This is a genomic window from Domibacillus antri, from assembly GCF_001936625.1.
Taxonomy (GTDB): Bacteria; Bacillota; Bacilli; order Bacillales; family Domibacillaceae; genus Domibacillus; species Domibacillus antri.
This window is the reverse complement of the sequence record NZ_MSDU01000014.1, coordinates 33,688-52,847: the sequence shown is the minus strand read 5'-3', so window position 1 is coordinate 52,847 and position 19,160 is coordinate 33,688. Positions and strand designations below refer to the sequence as shown.

The 19,160-nt window shown below is 45.1% G+C and carries 15 protein-coding genes and 2 pseudogenes; all 17 read left to right on the top strand.

Features of this window, described 5'->3' with window-relative positions; genetic code table 11:
* Positions 1-86 precede the first annotated feature (86 nt).
* The 17 genes and pseudogenes from pyrH to rbfA all read left to right on the top strand — a co-directional run bounded on the left by pyrH (position 87) and on the right by rbfA (position 19,110).
* Positions 87-809, top strand: a complete 723-nt coding sequence (gene pyrH, locus BTO30_RS07490; protein WP_075398105.1) for a UMP kinase — start codon at positions 87-89, stop codon at positions 807-809.
* A gap of 38 nt (positions 810-847) precedes the next feature.
* Positions 848-1,369: a ribosome recycling factor gene (gene frr / locus BTO30_RS07485; protein ID WP_425429446.1), complete on the top strand. Its 522-nt coding sequence runs from the start codon at positions 848-850 to the stop codon at positions 1,367-1,369.
* Positions 1,370-1,486: 117 nt separating this feature from the next.
* A complete protein-coding gene (locus BTO30_RS07480) occupies positions 1,487-2,248 on the top strand; it encodes an undecaprenyl pyrophosphate synthase (RefSeq protein ID WP_075398103.1) in 762 nt (253 codons plus the stop codon).
* A gap of 25 nt (positions 2,249-2,273) precedes the next feature.
* On the top strand, positions 2,274-3,062 hold the full coding sequence (locus BTO30_RS07475) for a phosphatidate cytidylyltransferase (protein WP_075398219.1): 789 nt from the start codon (positions 2,274-2,276) through the stop codon (positions 3,060-3,062).
* Positions 3,063-3,074: 12 nt separating this feature from the next.
* Positions 3,075-4,220 (top strand): 1-deoxy-D-xylulose-5-phosphate reductoisomerase, encoded by a 1,146-nt coding sequence (dxr, locus tag BTO30_RS07470; RefSeq protein ID WP_075398102.1) that lies wholly within the window; start codon positions 3,075-3,077, stop codon positions 4,218-4,220.
* 18 nt (positions 4,221-4,238) lie between these two features.
* A complete protein-coding gene (gene rseP, locus BTO30_RS07465; protein ID WP_075398101.1) occupies positions 4,239-5,498 on the top strand; it encodes an RIP metalloprotease RseP in 1,260 nt (419 codons plus the stop codon).
* 34 nt (positions 5,499-5,532) lie between these two features.
* Complete coding sequence (locus BTO30_RS07460; protein ID WP_075398100.1) at positions 5,533-7,239, top strand: proline--tRNA ligase; 1,707 nt, start codon at positions 5,533-5,535, stop codon at positions 7,237-7,239.
* 58 nt (positions 7,240-7,297) lie between these two features.
* A pseudogene (locus tag BTO30_RS07455) lies at positions 7,298-10,210 on the top strand (PolC-type DNA polymerase III); the annotation flags it as partial.
* A gap of 730 nt (positions 10,211-10,940) precedes the next feature.
* Positions 10,941-11,720 carry a reverse transcriptase domain-containing protein gene (locus tag BTO30_RS17855; protein WP_281248600.1) on the top strand — a complete coding sequence of 260 codons (780 nt, stop codon included), beginning with the start codon at positions 10,941-10,943 and terminating at the stop codon, positions 11,718-11,720.
* Positions 11,684-12,571 (top strand): reverse transcriptase domain-containing protein, encoded by an 888-nt coding sequence (locus BTO30_RS07445; RefSeq protein WP_281248599.1) that lies wholly within the window; start codon positions 11,684-11,686, stop codon positions 12,569-12,571. Before BTO30_RS17855 ends, BTO30_RS07445 begins: the two co-directional genes overlap by 37 nt.
* A 305-nt stretch (positions 12,572-12,876) precedes the next feature.
* Positions 12,877-14,280, top strand: a pseudogene (locus tag BTO30_RS07440) (PolC-type DNA polymerase III); the annotation flags it as partial.
* A 149-nt stretch (positions 14,281-14,429) separates the two neighbouring features.
* Entirely contained in the window at positions 14,430-14,903 is a 474-nt protein-coding gene (rimP, locus tag BTO30_RS07435; RefSeq protein WP_075398097.1) for a ribosome maturation factor RimP, read from the top strand.
* 42 nt (positions 14,904-14,945) lie between these two features.
* Positions 14,946-16,085, top strand: a complete 1,140-nt coding sequence (nusA, locus tag BTO30_RS07430) for a transcription termination factor NusA (protein WP_075398096.1) — start codon at positions 14,946-14,948, stop codon at positions 16,083-16,085.
* 12 nt (positions 16,086-16,097) lie between these two features.
* Complete coding sequence (gene rnpM / locus BTO30_RS07425; protein ID WP_075398095.1) at positions 16,098-16,373, top strand: RNase P modulator RnpM; 276 nt, start codon at positions 16,098-16,100, stop codon at positions 16,371-16,373.
* Position 16,374: 1 nt separating this feature from the next.
* Entirely contained in the window at positions 16,375-16,683 is a 309-nt protein-coding gene (locus BTO30_RS07420; protein ID WP_075398094.1) for a YlxQ family RNA-binding protein, read from the top strand.
* Between the two features lie 41 nt (positions 16,684-16,724).
* Positions 16,725-18,731: a translation initiation factor IF-2 gene (gene infB / locus BTO30_RS07415; RefSeq protein WP_075398093.1), complete on the top strand. Its 2,007-nt coding sequence runs from the start codon at positions 16,725-16,727 to the stop codon at positions 18,729-18,731.
* 25 nt (positions 18,732-18,756) lie between these two features.
* Positions 18,757-19,110 carry a 30S ribosome-binding factor RbfA gene (rbfA, locus tag BTO30_RS07410; RefSeq protein ID WP_075398092.1) on the top strand — a complete coding sequence of 118 codons (354 nt, stop codon included), beginning with the start codon at positions 18,757-18,759 and terminating at the stop codon, positions 19,108-19,110.
* The last annotated feature ends 50 nt before the right edge of the window (positions 19,111-19,160 follow it).

The following is a 19,160-nucleotide window of genomic DNA, read 5'->3' as shown; positions in this document are numbered from 1 at the left end:
TCTTTTCCGCGGAGCGGAACGGAATAAATGAAATCCCTTGCCGCTCCGGTGAGGGATTTCATGTACATTAACAGATGGAGGTCTACATGAGCCAGCCTAAGTATAAACGCGTTGTATTAAAATTAAGTGGTGAAGCATTAGCGGGCGAAGCCGGTTTTGGGATTAACCCGACGGTCATTCAATCGGTTGCTGAACAAGTGAAAGAAGTAAGTGAACTCGACGTTGAAGTGGCGGTCGTCGTTGGCGGCGGCAACATTTGGCGTGGAAAAATCGGCAGTGAAATGGGAATGGATCGTGCTACGGCTGATTATATGGGCATGCTGGCTACCGTCATGAATTCTATGGCACTCCAGGACAGCCTGGAACAGCTTGGCATTGAAACGCGGGTACAGACGTCGATTGAAATGCGTCAGGTCGCAGAGCCATACATTCGCAGACGGGCAATCCGCCATCTTGAAAAGGGGCGCGTTGTTATTTTTGCGGCAGGTACAGGCAATCCGTACTTCTCAACCGATACAACCGCTGCATTGCGCGCGGCCGAAATTGAAGCGGAAGTTATTTTAATGGCGAAAAATAATGTGGACGGTGTCTACAGTGCGGATCCGAAAATGGATGCAGGCGCAGTGAAATATACAGAATTATCATACCTTGATGTCATTAAAGAAGGACTGGCGGTTATGGACTCAACAGCTTCTTCTTTATGTATGGATAACGATATTCCACTTGTTGTTTTCTCGGTAACAGAAAAAGGGAATATTAAACGTGTGGTTATGGGTGAAAATATCGGAACAATCGTAAGGGGGAAATAATCTTGGCACAGCAAATTATCGACCAGTCAAAAGAAAAAATGGATAAAGCGATTCAAGCTTTCACACGTGAACTGGCGTCAATCCGCGCCGGACGGGCAAGTGCAAATGTATTGGATCGTATTTCAATCGATTATTACGGGGCACCGACGCCGATTAATCAGCTTGCTTCCATCAGTATTCCGGAAGCGCGTCTTTTAGTTATTCAGCCGTACGATAAAACATCGATGGGTGACATTGAAAAAGCGCTTTTGAAATCGGATCTTGGTTTAACGCCATCGAATGATGGTTCAGTGATTCGCTTAAACTTCCCGGCATTGACAGAAGAGCGCCGTAAAGAACTCGCTAAGCTTGTGAAAAAGGAAGCGGAAGATGCGAAGGTGGCAATCCGCAACATTCGCCGTGATGCGAACGACGATTTAAAGAAAAGTGAAAAAAGCGGCGATATAACGGAAGATGATCTTCGCGGCTACACAGAAGATGTTCAAAAACAGACGGATGAATACATTCGTAAAGTGGATGACATCGCAAAAGAGAAAGAACAAGAGATTATGGAAGTGTAAAAAAGAAACCCTCTTGCTGGCAAGAGGGTTTCTTTTTTTGGATTTTATCGCCGCATTTCCTATGAAATCATCTTATATGTTAAAATGGATAGGAAGAAGCGATGTGGAGGATGTTGTATGGGACAAAAACAGTGGTTCTGGCAATCAAAACATACAGGGGAAACGACGATTTCAGAAGAAAATATACCTGTACATATTGCCATCATTATGGATGGAAACGGCCGCTGGGCAAAAAAACGGGCATTGCCGCGTATCGCCGGACATAACGAAGGAATGAAAACGGTACGGGAAATAACTCGAACCGCAAGCCGGATTGGCGTAAAAGTATTGACTCTATACGCATTTTCAACAGAAAATTGGAAACGTCCGAAATTGGAAGTCGATTTTTTAATGAAATTGCCGGAAGAATTTTTATCCACCTTTTTACCGGAACTCATAGAAGAAAATGTGCGTGTGGAAATGATCGGTGATATGGAGCAGCTGCCTACTCATACAAAAAAGGCTGTTCAAAATGCGATGGACAAGACAGCAGGAAATGACGGACTTATCTTAAATTTCGCCTTAAATTACGGCAGCCGGGCAGAGATCGTAAAAGCGTTTCACGCAATGATGAACGATGTACAATCGGGTGTTTTAAAGAAAAATGAAATATGTGACGAAACGATTTCCCGCTATTTAATGACGAGTCATTTGCCTGAGCCTGATTTGCTCATCCGCACGAGCGGAGAACACCGCCTCAGCAACTTTATGCTCTGGCAGCTGGCATACACCGAATTTTTCTTTACTGATGTATTATGGCCCGACTTTTCAGAAGAAGACCTTCTTGAAGCAGTGGCCGCTTTTCAAAAAAGATCGCGGCGCTTCGGCGGGTTGTCGTGAAGAATAAGCTGGGGGATTATGAATGATGAAACAACGAATTATCACGGGTGTCATTGCAGCCGCTGCGTTTTTACCAATCGTTTTGTATGGAGGGCTGCCATTTATTATGCTCGTTTATACGATGAGTGCAGCAGCCGTGCTGGAGGCGTTAAAAATGAAAGGCATTCCGACAGTGTCGTTGCCGGGACTGTTGTCTGTATTGCTTTCATTTGTTTTGCTGCTTCCATCAACTATTGCGGGCGAATGGCAGAAGGCAGGGTACGGAAAAATGGAGCTCCTGCTTGTTTTCGTCCTTCTTTTCTTAGTGTATACCGTCATCACTAAAAATAGATTTACGTTTGACGAAGCCGCATTTTGCGTGCTCGCTCCCCTATATATCGGCTTCGGATTTTTCTATATGATTGAAACGAGAGAAGCAGGGATCATGTTTGTCTTTTTCGCGCTGTTCATTACATGGGCAACGGATTCAGGCGCTTATTTTGTCGGCCGGTCAATCGGTAAACGGAAATTGTGGCCGGAAATCAGCCCAAACAAAACAGTTGCGGGTTTTTACGGAGGTATTGCTTCGGCTGTAGTGGTAGCGATTATCTTTTTGTTTATGATTGACTTTGAAGCGGGTGCTGTATGGGTACTGCTCGCCACGGCTTTATTATCTGTCGCAGGACAAATTGGCGATCTTGCTGAATCGGCATTGAAACGTCATTATAATGTGAAGGATTCGGGAACATTACTGCCGGGCCACGGGGGGATTTTAGACAGGACAGACAGCTGGCTCTTTGTATTCCCGCTATTGCATATGCTTCAACTATTGTAAGGAGATGATTTTTTGAAAACGATTAGTCTGCTCGGGGCCACCGGATCGATCGGCGTACAAACGCTCGATATTATCAGAAAGAATCCGGAATCATTCACGCTTTCTGCTTTTTCCGCAGGAAGAAATGTGGATGCGGCAAGACAGATCATCAACGAGTTTATGCCTGATTTTGTTTCCGTTGTCGATAAAGATGATGCTGAACGTCTTCAGTCCGAATACCCGAATGTCCAGATCATGCACGGGTCGCAGGGACTGGAACTAGCTGCCGTTTATTATAAAGCGGATACGCTTGTGAATGCTGTTATTGGCAGCGTCGGGCTTCAGCCGACATTAAGCGCAATTGATTCAGGCAAAACGATCGCGATTGCAAACAAAGAAACGTTAGTAACGGCAGGACATATTGTGACCGCTGCTGCTAAAAAAGCGGGTGTGGAATTACTCCCGGTCGATAGTGAGCATTCGGCGATTTTTCAGTGTATGCAAGGAGAACGCAACAAAAATGTCAGCCGAATTATTTTAACGGCTTCTGGAGGAAGCTTTCGTGACAAAAAGCGGGAAGAGCTTGCCGATGTGACGGTGGCAGAGACGCTGAACCATCCAAACTGGTCAATGGGCGCTAAAATCACAGTAGATTCTGCCACAATGATGAATAAAGGGCTTGAAGTAATTGAAGCACACTGGCTTTTTAGCTTGCCATATGATCAAATAGATGTTATTTTACATCGGGAAAGCATCATACATTCAATGGTAGAATTTCATGACCGTTCCGTAATGGCACAGCTTGGTTCGCCGGATATGCGGGTGCCGATTCAATATGCATTGACTTGGCCTGACCGTCTGCCGCTGCCGGATACAATGCCGCTGGATTTAGTGGAAATAGGGCGTCTGCATTTTGAAAAAGCAGATTTTAACCGGTATCGGATGCTTCATTTTGCGTATGAAGCAGGAAGAACGGCAGGGACAATGCCTGCTGTCATGAACGCCGCCAACGAAGAAGCAGTTGCCGCATTTCTTGATGGGAAACTTACTTTCCTGCAAATTGAAGAGATGGTGGAACGCGCGATGGAACAGCACAATGTCATTCTTTCACCGGAACTTGGGGCGATTATGGAATCGGATGCTGAAGCAAGAGCGTTTGTGCGCTCATTCTTATCATAAAAAGGTGGTTAGAAACGTTTGAATACCGTAATAGCGTTTATCGTTATATTTGGCACGCTTGTTTTTTTTCATGAGCTTGGTCATTTCCTGTTTGCCAAACGAGCAGGGATCTTATGCCGGGAATTTGCGATTGGATTTGGTCCGAAAATTTTTGCTCATAAAAAAGGAGAAACGGTTTATACGATCCGCTTGCTGCCTCTCGGCGGTTATGTTCGCATGGCAGGCGAAGATCCCGAAATGACGGAACTGAAAGCCGGACAGCGTATTGGTGTCATTTTTAACGAAACTGGTGAAGCCGTCAACTTAATTGTCAATGGCCGTGACCGTTTTAAAGAAGCGCGGGTCATCGAGATTGAAAAAGCGGATCTTGAGCATGGGCTGACAATCAGCGGATACGAAGAAGGAGAAGATGAATTAAAAACATTTCGTGTTCACCGTGAAGCGTTAATGACCGAAGATAATTTAAGCACGCAAATTGCGCCTTGGGATCGTCAGTTTAACTCAAAAACACTGTCCCAGCGTGCAATGGCTATTTTTGCTGGTCCGTTATTTAACTTTATTTTGGCTTTTATTGTATTCGTGTTGATTGCGCTGATTCAAGGTATTCCCACGAACGATCCGATGCTGGGCAGCGTAACGAAGGATGGTGCGGCTGCTGAAGCTGGACTGCAGGAAGGGGACCGCGTTACGGCCATTGACGGCGAGACGATGTCATCATGGGAGGATATTGTCTCGGTGATTCAAAAAAATCCTGGCGAGGAGCTCACATTTGACATTGAACGTGACGGAGAGCAAATGATGGTGCCGGTCACACCGTCAACGGAAGAAGCAGAAGGGGAAACCTTCGGCCGGATTGGGGTCCATAGCCCTTTTGAAAAATCATTTGTCGGTGCATTCACGTATGGGGCCAAAGAAGTATATTTTTGGACAACGGAAATTTTCCGTCTTCTTGGTACGCTTGTAACCGGTCAATTTTCCATTGATATGCTGTCCGGTCCGGTTGGTATTTATGCAGCAACAGATACCGTTGCGAAATCGGGCATTTTATACTTAATGAAATGGGCCGGCGTTTTAAGCATCAACCTCGGCATCATGAATTTGCTGCCGCTTCCGGCACTGGATGGAGGCCGTCTAATGTTCTTTCTTTACGAAGGTGTACGCGGCAAGCCCGTTGACCGTCAAATGGAAGGGATGGTCCACTTCGTCGGATTTGCGTTATTAATGTTATTAATGATTGTCGTCACATGGAACGACATACAGCGTTTCTTTTTACAATAATAGAACAACTACTTTTTAGTCGAGGTGCGATTGAATGAAACAAAGCAAAACGTTAATTCCAACAATGAGAGAAGTGCCGGCTGATGCAGAAGTAAAAAGTCATCAGCTCCTTCTCCGCGCCGGCTTTATACGGCAAAATGCGAGCGGTGTGTACAGCTACTTGCCGCTCGGGAAGAAAATGCTCCGCAAAGTGGAAGACATCGTCCGTGAAGAAATGGACGATGCCGGAGCAGTTGAATTGTTAATGCCGGCATTACAGCAGGCAGAACTCTGGCAGGAATCCGGCCGCTGGCAAACTTACGGTCCGGAATTGATGCGCTTGAAAGACCGTCATTCACGTGAATTCGCACTCGGCGCCACACATGAAGAAGTCATTACGGCACTCGTTCGGGATGAAGTGAAATCATATAAACGCCTGCCGCTGACATTGTATCAAATTCAAACAAAATTCCGCGATGAAAAGCGGCCGCGTTTCGGTTTGCTTCGGGGCCGGGAATTTGTGATGAAAGATGCGTATTCTTTCCATTCTTCTCAGGAAAGTTTAGATGAAGTGTATGACCGTCTATTTGAGGCGTATTCAAATGTGTTCCGCCGGTGCGGATTGAATTTCCGGGCAGTTATTGCCGATTCAGGGGCAATGGGCGGGAAAGATACGCATGAATTTATGGTTTTATCCGAAATTGGCGAAGACACTATTGCCTATTCAGATACATCAAGTTATGCGGCGAACGTTGAAATGGCTCCAGTTGTCACCGTTTATGAAAAAAGTACAGATGAGCAAAAACCGCTTGAAAAGGTTGAAACACCGGATGCGAAAACAATCGAAGCGGTTGCCGCGTTTTTAAACGTACCGGCTGAACAATGCATTAAAACGCTTGTTTTTAAAGCGGACGAAGAAATGGTTGTGGTGCTGGCCCGCGGTGATCATGAAATTAATGATATCAAATTGAAAAACCTGTTGAATGCCGTTACAGTAGAAATGGCATCTGAGGAGGAAGCATCCGCTTTATTTGGCGCATCATTCGGCTCACTCGGTCCGGTGGGACTGCCGTCAGATGTGAAAATTATTGCCGATAATGCGGTTCAGTCGATCGCAAACATCGTCTGCGGAGCGAATGAAGATGGCTGGCATTATGTCAATGCGAATATGGACCGCGATTTCAACGTATCTGAATTTGCCGACCTTCGTTTCATTTTAGAAGGGGACCCATCACCGGATGGACAAGGTGTGATTCAGTTTGCTAAAGGTATTGAAGTGGGGCATATTTTTAAACTCGGAACACGCTATAGTGAAGCGATGAATGCGGTATACCTGGATGAAAATGGACGCACACAGCCCATGATCATGGGCTGTTACGGAATTGGGGTATCGCGCATTGTCGCTGCGATTGCCGAGCAGTTTAATGATGAAAAAGGATTTGTCTGGCCGGCTGACATTGCGCCATTTGATGTTCACCTTATTCCGGTCAATGTGAAAGACGAAGCGCAAATGGAAGCGGCGGAGACTCTTTATGATGCCATTCGTCAGTCGGGATTGAGTGTATTAATGGATGACCGTGCTGAGCGCGCCGGCGTCAAATTTGCCGACTCCGATTTGATTGGTTTGCCGGTCCGTGTTACAGCCGGTAAAAAAGCGGCAGAAGGCATTGTGGAAATAAAAGTACGTAAAACGGGTGACGTGGTTGAATCGACAATCGAAAATGTTGTCAACGTCATTCGTGAGCTGCAGGCTTCACTTTAAACCGAGAAGGATGACCGGCATTTGCCGCTCATCCTTTTCTACGTAAGGGGGAAAAAACATGAATGGAGATTCATCCAGCGGCCGGAGCCGATTTTTGATCTTGCTCGAACAGCTTCGTTTAACAGAAGATGCGGTCGTCCGTCATTTTGATGAGACGGAAATAAAAAAATTGACCGTCCTGAAACAGGAGAGGAAATGGCATTTCGTTTTTTCCGCACCGGCACTTATCCCATGCGGTATATTAATGCGTTTTGCGGATGCGCTGACAAACACATTCTCTTCTTTTGCAGCAGTCACATTTTCAATCGACATTAACGAACGTTCCTGCACACCGGAGCACATTACCGACTACTGGCCTTACTGTATCCGTCAACTTGATGGCATTGCGCCGCCGCTTCTCGCTGCGTTAAACAATCAAAAGCCAGTTGTGTCCGGTACGAAGTTAATCTTTCGTACGCAAAATGAAATGGAAGGGATGGCGCTGAAAAATAAATATGGACGCCGTCTTTGTGACATCTATGAAAGTCTTGGCTTTCCACCGCTCACATTTGATGTTCAGGTAACCGAGAATGCGCAAAACGAAGAGTACGAGAAATTTCTTGAAGAAAAGCGAAAAGAGGATGCGGAACGGGCAAGACAGGCCGTTATCGATATGCAAAATCGTGTGAAAGAGCAGGAGGATGGCGCTGCAGAAGACTCCGGGCCTGTCACAATTGGGTATACCATTAAGCCTGACAGTGAGTTTAAACGGCTTGAAGAAATTATTGATGAAGAACGCCGCATTGCGTCTGAAGGTTATATTTTTGATGCGGAAACAAAAGAACTTCGCAGCGGCCGCACGCTGCTGACGTTTAAAATAACGGATTATACAGATTCATTAATGGTCAAAATGTTTTCCCGCGACAAAGAAGATGCGGCGATGTTTAACCGCATCAAAAAAGGCATGTGGGTGCGCGTAAGGGGTTCAGTTCAAAACGACACATTTGTGCGTGACCTCGTCATGATCGCAAATGATATAAACGAAATCCGTCCGCCGTCGCGTGAAGATACGGCAGAGAAAAAACGGGTAGAGCTTCACCTTCATTCACCTATGAGCCAAATGGATGCGGTCACATCGGTCAGCACACTTGTCAGCCAGGCGAAAAAGTGGGGACATTCAGCAATCGCCATTACGGATCATGCGGTCGCCCAGTCGTTTCCGGAAGCGTACAGTGCCGGCAAAAAGAACGGCATAAAAATTTTATACGGAATGGAAGCGAATTTGGTCGATGACGGTGTTCCAATTGCCTATGGAGATGCAGACCGGGAATTGGCTTCGGATACGTTTGTCGTTTTTGACGTGGAGACAACGGGTCTTTCCGCTGTATATGACACCATTATTGAGCTTGCAGCAGTCAAGATAAAAGATGGAGACATTATCGACCGTTTTGAACGGTTTGCCAACCCGCATCATCCCCTTTCCGCGACGACGATTGAATTAACGGGGATTACCGATGAAATGGTCAAGGATGCGCCGGATGTAGACGTCGCGCTGCGGGATTTCAAAGAATGGTGCGGCGATGCGATTTTAGTGGCCCATAACGCGTCGTTTGATATGGGCTTTATTCAAACCGGTTATCAGAAATACGGCCTTGGCCGAACGGACAACCCGGTTATTGATACGCTGGAATTGGCCCGTCTTTTGTATCCGGACATGAAGAATCATCGGCTCAATACGCTTGCGAAAAAATTTGATGTCGAATTAACGCAGCATCACAGGGCTATTTATGATGCCGAAGCGACCGGCTATATTTTATTCAAACTGTTGAAGGAAGCCGATGAGAAGGGCATAAAGAAACATAATGAGTTCAATAATTATATGGGTGAAGGCGGCGCGTACAAACGGGCGCGTCCTTATCATTGCACCATTCTTGCTCAAAATGCGGAAGGCTTAAAAAACTTATTTAAGCTTGTTTCGCTGTCTCATATTAATTATTTTTACCGGGTGCCGCGTATTCCGCGTTCTGTTTTGCAAAAACACCGGAACGGTCTATTGATTGGGTCTGGCTGCAACAAAGGTGAAGTGTTTGAAGCCATGATGCAAAAAGGGATGGAGGAAGCGCGTCAAGCGGCCCAATTTTACGATTATCTAGAAGTGCAGCCAAAACAGGTGAATGCGCCGCTGATTGAAATGGATCTTGTCAAGGATGAAGCCGGGCTGGAAGACATCATTCAAAACATTATCCAGCTTGGCAGGGAACAGGAGAAGCTCGTTGTCGCAACGGGAAATGTGCATTACTTAAACAAAGAAGATAAGGTGTACCGTCACATTCTTATTTCCTCTATGGGCGGTGCGAACCCGCTGAACCGCCAGACTTTACCGGACGTTCACTTTCGGACAACGGACGAAATGCTTGATGCTTTTTCGTTTCTTGGGGAAGAAACAGCACATGAAATTGTCGTGGAAAATTCGAATAAAATCGCTGACATGATCGAAGAAGTAAAGCCAATCAAAGATGATTTATACACGCCCAAAATTGAAGGCGCTGATGAAGAGATGCGTGAAATGAGTTACAGTATGGCCAGAAGCATTTATGGGGAGAATTTACCGGAAATCGTGGAAGCCCGTCTTGAAAAAGAGTTGAAAAGTATTATCGGGCATGGGTTCGCGGTTATATATCTCATTTCGCATAAGCTTGTAAAAAAATCGCTTGATGACGGCTATTTAGTCGGTTCCCGGGGATCAGTCGGCTCATCATTTGTGGCAACAATGACGGAAATTACGGAAGTCAATCCGCTCCCGCCGCACTATGTCTGCCCAAAATGTAAAAAATCCGAGTTTTTTGATGATGGTTCCGTAGGTTCAGGTTTTGACCTTGAAGACAAAGACTGCCCCGACTGCGGCATTCCATATAAAAAAGACGGCCATGATATTCCGTTTGAAACGTTCCTTGGCTTTAAAGGAGATAAAGTACCGGATATTGACTTGAGTGCGACACGTTCTTAACTGAAAAGGTTAAGCACTAGCTAAAGCTAGGAGAACTGCTATTCCGAAGTGTGGAATGATGGAGTAACGCCCTGAAACACACTCACTGAAGCTACGGCAAGCGATAGTGATATTGCAAACATCAACATCGTTTGAAGCCCGTTAAAGTAGGCTGAAGTTCACCCTAACGTTTAAGACGAGGAAAGGGGAGCATAAGCTTTCTGTGAACGATAGGTCTGGTGTCTATAAAATTCCTATGGTTAGAATCAGTAGAATCACTGGGACGAACCCTCGACTGACTTTTCGTGAATATCACGCAGCAGAAATGTTGCGGGGTCCAATGAGGACTTCTGAGTGTGGATGAGTAAGCGTTTGGTTATGAAAATCCATACTGTGTTACAGGCATAGTCAAGCTCAGCGGAATTTAGGGGGAACCTAAGGGAATGATGTAAAGATAGGAATAGTGGAACGTGTGAAGCTCCTGACATAAGAGAAGGTTGCACTTCGATGACGATGGTATGTGGAAAGGCGAATTGCTATAACACATTTTACGGGAGTGGCAGTAGTGCCGTAGTACCGTTTACTGAAATGCCAGAGATGACTGAATAACCAATAAGTCGGAGGATAAAATATTTCAGAGGGAAGGGCACAAGTCGTTAACGTCGAAACAAAACCTACAAAAGTCAGATTCGTGTATGACTAAAGAGAAACGAAAACTTCATAAGGAAGTGATTAGTTGGCTGACTTAATGATTCAAAAACTAAGAAACAACGAATACTTCGGCTTACAGTCAACTTTTGATAATCTTTATGAGGAAAGTAAAAAGGGTCGATATTTTAAAAACATTTATGAGCTTATTATTTCTGAAGGAAACATTCGGTTAGCCTTTCGAAACTTAAAAAGCAACACTGGAAGTAAAACGAAAGGCACCAACGGACACACAATAAAACATCTTAATAAAATGGATGCCAACAAGCTAATCAGATTAACGAAAAAGAGATTAGAAAACTACATGCCACATGCAGTCAGACGTGTACTTATCCCTAAGCCGAACGGAAAAATGCGACCCTTAGGGATTCCAACGATTGAGGACCGATTAATACAACAAATGTTCCTGCAAGTTTTGGAGCCAATTGTTGAAGGGAAATTTCACCCGCAAAGCTATGGGTTTCGACCAAAACGAAGCACTCATGATGCTTTAGCAAGGTGTTACCATATGGTCAATCACAGTCATCAGCACTTCGTAGTGGATGTAGATATTAAAGGTTTCTTTGATAACGTTAATCATAAAAAGCTTATGAGGCAGCTATGGACAATTGGAATAAGGGACAAAAGAGTGTTATCTATCATCAAAAAAATGCTAAAGGCGGAAGTTGAGGGTGAAGGTATTCCTGTTAAAGGGACTCCTCAAGGCGGTATATTATCCCCATTACTAGCCAATGTTGTCTTAAATGAACTTGACTGGTGGGTGTCAAACCAATGGGAAACAAAGCGGCAAGAGTGCCTTATAAATTGAAACGCAATAAAACGGATGCACTTAAAAAGACAAAGTTGAAACCAATGTATCTCGTAAGGTATGCGGATGACTTTAAAATCTTCACAAACTCCTACGACAATGCTAGAAAGATTAAAATAGCGGTAGAGAATTGGCTCAAAGAAAGGCTAGGACTTGAAATCAGTGAAGAAAAGAGTAAAATCACAAACTTACGAAAAAACGGAACAGACTTTTTAGGAATTCGGTTTAGAGCGGTTCAAAAAGGAAATGCCAAAACAGGTTATATCGTAAACTCAAAGATGGACTCGAAGGCAAAAGAGAAGGTACTAGGTGTTATTCGCCACCAACTCGTTAAGATGAGGAAAAGTCCCACTCCAGAGAAAGTGATGAATTTTAATTCGAACATTCTTGGTTTGCACAACTATTACAAAGTTGCAACGAGAATTTCTCAAGAATTTAATGAGATAAGACATAAAGTTCATCCGAATATAAAATCATTGATGTTTAGAAACGTCTTTGTTTATACAAAGGAAACGAACAATGTCATTGATAAGTTCTATGGAGATTACAATTGTCCAAGATTTAAAAGCAATGGGTTGCTCGTTTATCCGATTGAAGCTATACGACATGATATTCGAGGACAAAGGAAACCTGGATTCACAATTTATTGTGAAAAAGATAGGAAATCCATCCATAAAGAATTAACATATGTGTCCGTACGTGAAATCGAAATGTTTCGTAAAGGAATATATAAAGCAAAAAGTGTTTTATATGAAAACAACCGCTTAAGTAAATATGTTGCTCAAAAAAGGTGCTGTGGCATTACAGGGGAACGACTGACTCCTCATAATAGCTATATGCCACCATATTAAACCAACAGCCCAAGGCGGTAATGATAACTATGATAATTTGATTATTATGAACAAGAAATATCATATGTTAATCCACAATAAAGACCCACTTGCAAATAAAGATTACAAAAAAGTGTTAGCTAGGTTTGAAAAGAAAGCTTTAAACAAATTAAATAAGCTAAGAACGGAAGTAGGAAATCCAAAACTTAGTTTATAAACTTCGACAATGTTAACGATGGAACGCCGTATGACACCGAAAGGGTCACGTATGGTGTGGGACGGGGGAAAAGCTGGAGATGATTTCAAAGGCTTACCTATCGTCATACTTCTCCGGAGAATATCAGCCCCGCGCGCACAACTATACGAAAGAATTGTTTGGTGAAGACTATGTATTCAGAGCCGGGACAATCGGCACAGTGGCGGAAAAAACGGCCTATGGCTACGTAAAAAAATATGCGGAAGAGTATACGAAGCAATATCGAAGTGCTGAGGTGGACCGTCTTGTTTCGGGCTGCACCGGAGTAAAGAGAACAACAGGCCAGCACCCGGGCGGCATTATCGTTGTACCGAATTACATGGATATATACGATTTTTCACCGATTCAATACCCGGCCGATTCCGACAAATCGGAATGGAAAACGACTCACTTTGATTTCCACTCCATCCATGATAACTTGCTGAAGCTTGATATTCTCGGACACGACGATCCGACAGTGATCCGGATGCTACAGGATTTGTCCGGCATTGATCCGAAAACGATTCCGACTGACGATCCGGAAGTCATGAAAATTTTCAGCGGGACAGAATCACTTGGGGTTACGGAAGAACAGATCATGTGTAAAACGGGTACATTAGGCATTCCGGAATTCGGTACACGATTTGTCCGGCAGATGCTTGAAGAAACGAAACCGACAACGTTTTCTGAGCTTGTCCAGATTTCCGGTCTTTCCCATGGAACGGACGTATGGCTTGGGAATGCGCAGGAGCTTATTCAAAACGGTATTTGCGAGCTTTCGGACGTCATCGGCTGCCGGGATGACATTATGGTGTATTTAATCTACCAGGGACTTGATCCGGCGTTCGCGTTTAAAATTATGGAGTCTGTTCGTAAAGGGAAAGGGCTCACTGACGAAATGGAAGAGGAAATGCGCAAAAATGAAGTGCCTGAATGGTATATTGATTCCTGTAAAAAGATTAAATACATGTTCCCGAAAGCCCATGCGGCTGCTTACGTGTTAATGGCGGTTCGGATTGCCTACTTTAAAGTACATCTTCCGCTTTTGTATTACGCAGCCTATTTTACAGTGCGGGCCGAAGATTTTGATATTGATGTCATGTCAAGAGGATCAGCGGCGATTAAATCATTGCTTCAGGAAATTAATGCAAAAGGACTTGACGCTTCACCGAAAGAAAAGAACTTAATGACGGTGCTTGAACTGGCACTTGAAATGGTGGAGCGCGGCTTCACATTCAAAAAAGTCGATTTATACCGCTCAAGCGCGGATGAATTCATTATCGATGGAGATTCACTTATCCCGCCGTTTAATGCACTTCCGGGTCTTGGGACAAATGCGGCGAAAAATATAGTTGCTGCGAGAGCCGACGGCGAATTTTTATCGAAAGAAGACCTGCAGCAGCGAGGAAAAGTATCAAAAACGATTATGGAGTATTTGGAGAAAATGGGCTGCCTCGATGCACTGCCTGACCAGAATCAGCTGTCGTTATTCTAATGTGCTGTTTGCAAAAAGGGCCCATTTATGGTATCTTTAAAGATGGAAATTGCATGATAACTCTCTTCGAAAGAGTGGGCCGCCCCCACTCTTTCGTGTTTGTTGCGGGGATGTTCCGAAACAAATTTTTTCATGCGGGAGGATAAAATATGAGTAAAATCATTGAAACGGTCGAAAAAATAGCTGTACCGATCATTGAAGAACTGAATCTGGAACTTGTAGAAATCGAATACGTAAAAGAAGGAAAGAACTGGTTTCTTCGCTTGTATATCGACAAAGAAAACGGCATTGATATTGAAGAATGCGCCGTTGTCAGCGAGCGTTTGAGCGAGAAATTAGATGCGCTTGATCCAGATCCGATTCCGCACAATTATTTTCTTGAAGTATCGTCACCCGGCGCTGAACGGCCGCTTAAAAAAACAGAGGACTTCGAACGCGCTGTCGGTAAATACGTAAACGTAAAACTGTATGAACCGATCGACGGAGAAAAAACATATGAAGGAACGCTTCTCTCCTTTGAAGGAGAGGAATTGACCATTGAATATGCGGTAAAAACACGTAAAAAACAGCTGACTGTCCCGCTTTCCAAAGTGGCAAAAGCCCGTTTAGCTGTCTCGTTTTAAAAAAATATAATAAGATATATATGTAAGGAGGCTTTTTGGCCAATGAGCTCAGAGCTATATGATGCCCTCACTTATCTTGAAAAAGAAAAAGGCATCGAACGAAATTTATTGATTGATGCAATTGAAGCGGCACTTGTTTCCGCCTATAAACGTAACTTTAACCAAGCGCAAAATGTACGGGTTGATTTAAACCTTGAAGGCGGATCGATGCGCGTATTTGCCCGCAAAGAAGTTGTTGAGGAAGTGTTTGATTCACGCCTTGAAATCGCTGCTCCGGATGCCGCGTTAATTAACCCGGCTTATGAAATCGGCGATATTGTTGAAATGGAAGTAACACCGAAAGATTTCGGCCGCATTGCAGCGCAGGCGGCGAAGCAGGTTGTCACACAGCGAGTACGGGAAGCGGAGCGGGGCATTATTTATTCCGAGTTTATCGACCGGGAAGAAGACATCATGACCGGAATCGTCCAGCGTCAGGATGCCCGGTTTATTTATGTCAGCCTCGGTAAAATTGAAGCACTTTTGCCGCAGTCAGAGCAAATGCCAAATGAAACGTACAAGCCTCATGACCGCATTAAAGTGTTTATCACGAAAGTGGAGCGGACAACAAAAGGGCCGCAAATTTTTGTGTCACGTACACACCCTGGTCTTTTAAAGCGTCTATTTGAAATTGAAGTGCCGGAAATTTTTGACGGCACGGTTGAAATCCGTTCCGTCTCACGTGAAGCAGGCGACCGCTCTAAGATCTCTGTTCATGCGGAAAATCCGGAAGTGGACCCGGTCGGCGCATGTGTAGGCCCGAAAGGAAACCGCGTGCAGGCGATCGTAAATGAATTAAAAGGGGAAAAAATTGACATTGTGAAATGGTCAGAGGATCCCGTTGTATTCGTTGCAAATGCGCTCAGCCCGGCGAAAGTGGTGGAGGTAAGCGTTGATGAGGAGAATAAAGCAACAACGGTGATCGTGCCGGACTATCAATTATCCCTTGCGATCGGAAAACGCGGTCAAAACGCACGTCTTGCGGCGAAATTAACCGGGTGGAAAATTGATATTAAAAGTGAATCAGATGCCCGTGCAGCAGGGATCTATCCGTCTGGGAACAGCAAGGTGCCGGCCGAGGAAGACGAGTTTGAATCTGCTAACGACAACCTTGAAGATTTCTTTTCCGAAGAAATCGAATAAGGAGGAACAGCAATGCCTGTACCGAAAAAAATTCCGCTCCGCAAATGTGCGGCAACGGGAGAAATGAAACCGAAAAAAGAAATGATCCGTATTGTCCGTTCAAAAGAAGGAGAAGTATCTGTGGATCCGACAGGTAAAAAATCGGGACGCGGTACATACGTGTCCAAAACGAGGGAAGCCGTTGAAGCGGCGAAGAAAAAGAATGTTCTTGCACGGCAGCTCAGCGCGGAAGTTCCGCCATCCATTTACGATGAACTGCTTGATTTCATCATAAAGGACGAAAAATAACATGACCGTGTCAAAGTGGACATCCTTTTTGGGACTTGCAAACCGGGCCGGTAAAATTATTTCCGGTGAAGAATTAACGGTGAAAGAAATTCAGCGCGGCAATGCAAAACTCGTGATTTTATCAGAGGATGCATCCCGCAATACAGAAAAGAAAATTACCGATAAGGCGGCTTTTTACAGCGTACCGGTCAGTCGTGTACAGGATCGCGCGGCACTGGGTCAGGCGATCGGCAAAGAGGCGCGTGTCGTAGTGGCCGTAACGGATACCGGATTCGCGAAAAAGCTGAAGACGCTTATCGATGGGGAATGACCATTTACAAAAGATGGTCATGACAAGGAGGCTATTCAATCTTGGATAATAAATCAAATAACCAACAATCAGCGAATAAATCAGCAAACAAGCCGGCGCAAAACCGCGGACCGGCGAAACCAAAACCAACCGGATCAAAACCGGGCGCACAGCAAAAGCAAGGGGGCGGTGCACGCGGCGGTTCAAAACCAGGGCAGCGCGGCATAAATGGCGGACCACGCGGAAAAGGCCGTTCAGGCGGGCAGCGCAGCGGATCACCGAAACCGCCGATGCCGGTGAAAAAGAAAGAGATTCCGGAAAAAATTGTTTTCTCGGGTTCACTGACGGTAGCCGAACTTGCAAAGAAAATGAATGTCGAACCATCGGAAGTTATTAAAAAGTTGTTTATGCTGGGCGTCATGGCCACCATTAACCAAGAGCTTGATAAAGATGCCATCGAACTTGTAGCAAGTGAGTTTAATGTAGAAGTGGAAGAAGAAATTTTAATCGACAAAGCGGATCTTGAAACGTACTTTGAAGAAGAGGATGCAGAAGAGAAGGCCGTTGAGCGTCCTGCTGTTGTCACAATTATGGGACACGTTGACCATGGCAAAACAACCCTTCTTGATTCCATCCGCAATACGAAAGTGACGGAAGGTGAAGCAGGCGGTATTACGCAGCACATCGGTGCCTACCAGGCGGAAACAAACGGCAAGAAAATCACGTTCCTTGATACACCGGGACATGCTGCATTTACAACGATGCGCGCCCGCGGTGCAAAAGTAACGGATATTACCATTCTGGTTGTCGCAGCGGATGATGGTGTTATGCCGCAGACGGTTGAGGCAATCAACCACGCGAAAGCGGCGGAAGTGCCGATCATTGTGGCTGTGAATAAAATCGATAAACCGGCTGCCAACCCGGACCGCGTGATGCAAGAATTGACAGAGCACGGCCTCGTACCGGAAGCATGGGGCGGGGAAACGATTTTTGTCCCTCTTTCCGCTAAGCAAGGTGAAGGAATTGATACATTGCTTGAAATGATCCTGCTTGTAGCAGAAGTAGAAGAATTGAAAGCAGATCCGACCCGCCGGGCAATGGGAACAGTCATCGAAGCAGAACTAGATAAAGGCCGTGGTTCGGTTGCGACGCTCCTTGTTCAAAACGGAACGTTACATGTCGGCGATCCAATCGTAGTCGGCAACACATTCGGCCGCGTTCGTGCGATGGTCAATGATGTTGGGCGCCGCGTGAAATCAGCAGGCCCGTCCACACCGGTGGAAATTACCGGCTTGAATGATGTCCCGCTTGCCGGAGATCGTTTTGTCGTGTTTGAAGACGAGAAAACAGCCCGTCAAATCGGTGAGTCACGTGCACAGGAGGCTCTTCAGGCACAGCGCAGCGAGAAAACAAAAGTAAGCCTTGATAATTTGTTTGAACATATGAAACAAGGTGAAATGAAAGACTTGAATATCGTTTTAAAAGCAGATGTTCAAGGTTCTGTCGAAGCGGTAGCGGCAGCTCTTCAAAAAATTGAAGTTGAAGGCGTCAACGTGAAAATTATCCATACCGGTGCCGGTGCCATTACAGAATCAGACATTATTCTCGCCTCCGCATCCAATGCGATTGTCATCGGATTTAACGTTCGTCCGGATGTCAATGCGAAGCGTACAGCTGAAGCCGAAGATGTAGAAGTTCGCTTGCACCGCATTATTTATAAAGTGATCGAAGAGATCGAAGCGGCGATGAAAGGAATGCTTGATCCGGAATTTGAAGAAAAAATTATTGGCCAGGCAGAAGTGCGTCAAACATTTAAAGTATCTAAAATCGGTACCATTGCCGGAAGCTATGTAACAGAAGGCAAAATTACTCGAGATTCGGGCGTGCGGTTAATCCGTGACGGCATCGTCATTTTTGAAGGCGAAGTCGATGCGCTGAAACGTTTTAAAGATGATGCAAAAGAAGTGGCGCAAGGCTATGAGTGCGGAATTACGATTCGCGGTTTCAATGATGTCAAAGAAGGAGATATTATTGAAGCGTTCATCGAACAGGAAATCGAGCGCAAATAACCTTCCGTTTTAAGGGGTGATACACATGACAATGCGTTCTAATCGTGTCGCAGAACAGATGAAAAAAGAATTGACAGATATTTTGAGCCGGAAAGTAAAAGATCCGCGCATCGGTTTTTTGACCGTGACAGATGTGGAAGTAACCGGCGACCTGCAGCAGGCAACGGTGTATATTACGGTGCTTGGCGGGGAAGAAGAGCGCGATGGAACGTTAAAAGCACTTGCGAAAGCGAAAGGTTTTATCCGTTCTGAACTCGGCCAGCGAATCCGCCTTCGGAAAACACCGGAGCTCATGTTTGAATTTGATGAATCGGTTGCATACGGCAACCGGATTGATTCACTTTTAAGAGAAATCAGCGATTCAAACGATCCGTCCTAAGAAAAATAAGACGCCATGACAGCAGCGGACCCGGTCTGCTGCTTGTCTGG